At 57.0% G+C, this 3,032-nt stretch carries 3 protein-coding genes; all 3 read left to right on the forward strand.

The genetic code is table 11. The features are described from left to right. Window positions 1-192 precede the first annotated feature (192 nt). Window positions 193-642: a hypothetical protein gene (locus B5G37_RS14170; protein ID WP_087258892.1), complete on the forward strand. Its 450-nt coding sequence runs from the start codon at window positions 193-195 to the stop codon at window positions 640-642. Window positions 643-780: 138 nt separating this feature from the next. Further along, window positions 781-2,004: an MFS transporter gene (locus tag B5G37_RS14175; protein WP_087258894.1), complete on the forward strand. Its 1,224-nt coding sequence runs from the start codon at window positions 781-783 to the stop codon at window positions 2,002-2,004. 124 nt (window positions 2,005-2,128) lie between these two features. After that, a complete protein-coding gene (locus B5G37_RS14180) occupies window positions 2,129-2,914 on the forward strand; it encodes an MBL fold metallo-hydrolase (protein WP_087258896.1) in 786 nt (261 codons plus the stop codon). The last annotated feature ends 118 nt before the right edge of the window (window positions 2,915-3,032 follow it).

The following is a 3,032-nucleotide window of genomic DNA, read 5'->3' on the forward strand; positions in this document are numbered from 1 at the left end:
CCCCGGCCCCCTTCACTGCCATTCACAAGAAAAACCTTGTTCTCATTGCTATCATCAGCCTATCCTTTGGCCTTAAAGTTATGCCCCTAGGCTGTCCAACAGCGTCTAGCTGTTCTCACCGACATTGGGGTGCTCTGTTGCCTGGGTACTCTGGCGGCTATCCTGCTGCGGCTGGGGGATGAGCGAGAAGTCATGCGGCGACACGTCCCCTGGTGCACCGTGGTGCTGCTCTCCGCCGTGTCCGCCATTTTGGGCATTGCCACCAAAACCCAGGCTTTGGACGCCTTGGCCCAGCAACTGATTTTTATTCCGCCCGTACTGGCTGCCCCCATTCTGGCCTGTATGGCAGGGCTTATGAGTCTGTTTACCAGCGGTGTCACCGTGGTGTGTCCCACTTTGTTTCCCCTGGTCCCTGTGTTTTCCTCCGCTTTGGGGGTATCTCTGGCCCTTCTCTATGCGGGAATTTTTGCCGGGGCCAGCGTCACCGGGACCTCCCCCTTCTCCGCCGCAGGCAGCATTGTGTTGAGCAGTTATGGCTCTCCCATGGATCAAAACCGGCTGACCTATCGCATCTTGGCCATTCCCCTGTGGCTATTGCTCATCACTGTGTCCATTACCTTACCGGTTACCATTCTCATGTAACCCATACGGTACCATTTTGTTTTCGTAAGGAGGCGAGCGCCATGAATCAGGCGGGACCCAGGCGTCCCGCACCCATCACTCCCACCTCAGCCCCACACGGCTGAACCAATTTCGTATTCAACGAGAGGAGAAAGGATTATGTCAACCGAAGTAAAAAAAGTCGGCAATGGCTTGACTCTGGCCAGTTTTAAGAGTTTGCTGAACAAAAACTACATCTTGCTGCTCCTGGTGAGCATCTTCAACCAGTTTGGCTCCACCATGGACACTCAAATTATCCCCGTCTGGGGCGCTGATCTGGGTATGACCGCCGCCGCCATCACCACCATGATGACCCTTTACTCCGTGGCCACCCTGGTTGGACGTCCTCTGGCCGGTCGCCTGACCGATAAGCTGAACCTGAAGTTCTGGCTCATCCTCATTATGGCCTTGAAGGGCCTGGCCTATGTGCTCCAGGGCATCGCCCCCAATCCCACGTTCCTGATGGTGGCTCGATTCTTCACCGGTCTGGTGTTCTGCTGCATCACCACCGCTGTAGCCACCATGGGCTCTCTGTTTGTGGATCGCCGCGCCATGGGTACCGGCGTGGGCATCATCAATGCCATTCCCGGTCTGTTCGTCTCCTTTGCCCCTTCTCTGGCCACATCTCTATATGCCAACGTCTCTCCCACTGCCAGCTACCTCACCGCTGCCGCCGCCTCCATCCCCTGCATCGTGGTGGCCCTGTTCATGGATGTGAAGAAGCGGGAGCCCAAGCGCCAGATGCCCGGCGAGGTGCACAAGCGCTTTGACATCAACAACTACATCTGTCTGCCCGCACTGCCCGTTTGTATGATTACCTTCTGCACCGCCTCTCTCCTCTTCGCCTGCAGCCTGCTGGTGGTCAATATGAGCATTGAGCGCGGCCTGGCCAACGTGGCCATCTTCTTCACCACCTACACCCTGTTCAAAACCGTGGGCGGCATTGCCGGCGGCGTGCTGGGCGACATTCTCTCCGCCAAGCGGGTACTGATTCCCGGCCTGGTGCTCAACGCCATCTGCTGTGTGCTACTGGCCAACGGCTATTCCGTAATTGCCGTGGGCGCGGCTGGCGCCCTCTATGCCATGTCCTATCAGGGCATCATGACCGTGACCAAAAAGGCCGCTGCCATCATGGCACCTGCCGAACAGCGCGGCGCCGCCATGAGCACCAACATGCTGGTCATTGACATTGCTGGTATCATTGGCACTATCATCCCCGGTGCTCTGTACAGCCACTTTGGCTACACCACCACCTTCTACTGCATGCTGGTTTATCCCGTCATCGGCATACTCATCTATCTGTGCATCGCCAAAAAGCTGGCTGCCGCGGAGCAGGCTGGCTAACCACTACGGAGGTACTAGCTATGGATTCATCCGTTGCATACAGTGGCTGCGTCCCATCCGGGATCACCGTCCCCCTCACCTGGGTAAAGGGGGACGGCCGGACGGCAAACTTCCCGATGCCCCAGTGATTCCCGCCACCCGCTTCTTCGACCAGCTATCCTATATCGGCGACGAATTTGTGGGTTGCTTTGTGGTGGAGACCTCACAAGGTCTGATGCTTCTGGACTGTCTCTTCCCCGACGTGGAGCCGGACACCAAGATCCCCATCACCGACATCTCCCGGATGAAGTACGCCAGCATACTGGAAGACGGACTGAGAAGTCTGGGGCTGGATCCCGTCCAAATCAAGAAGATCGTCATCACTCACGGCCATGGGGATCACTTTGGCAACGGGGATTTCTACCGCAACCGCTATGGCTGCACCCTGTATATGAGTCAGGTGGATGAGGACTTTGCTCACCACCTCCCTGCCGATGTCCCATGGGGAGCCATGACGTGGAACGCCGACCACTATCTCCATGATGGCGGCAGCGTCACCCTGGGTGACACCACCATTTACACCTATGCCACACCGGGCCACACCCCCGGCTGTATGAACTTCATTCTCCCCGTCACCGACGAGGGACGGCCCCACACCGCGGCACTATGGGGCGGAACGGGCATTCCCCGTAGCCCTCAGGCTCAGCAAATCTATCTGGAGTCGGCCAAACGCTTCACCCAACTCTGTGACCAACACCAGGTAGACGTGGAGATTGCCACTCATCCCTTCACAGATAACTCCGTCCAGCGTCTGGACCTCTGCCGCAACATTGTCAACGGCGTGGCCAACCCCTACGTCATTGGACGAGACGCCTGCCGCAGATACGAGGCCATGTTCCTCCAACTGTGTCTGTCCCATATGAACCACTAAAAAGGATGTGTCGCAAAACGTAAGTTTTGTGGCACATCCTTTTTTACTCTCAACAGCAAAAACGAATCCAGTATGTGGAACTTCCGCAGCGTTTTGGGTATGCAAAAGCCAGCCCACA

It is taken from the genome of Pseudoflavonifractor sp. An85, from assembly GCF_002161235.1.
Lineage (GTDB): Bacteria > Bacillota > Clostridia > Oscillospirales > Oscillospiraceae > Enterenecus.

Coding starts and splice junctions, on each gene's coding strand:
- B5G37_RS14170 (WP_087258892.1), top strand. CDS start 193: ATGCGGCGACACGTCCCCTGGTGCACCGTGGTGCTGCTCTCCGCCGTG.
- B5G37_RS14175 (WP_087258894.1), top strand. CDS start 781: ATGTCAACCGAAGTAAAAAAAGTCGGCAATGGCTTGACTCTGGCCAGT.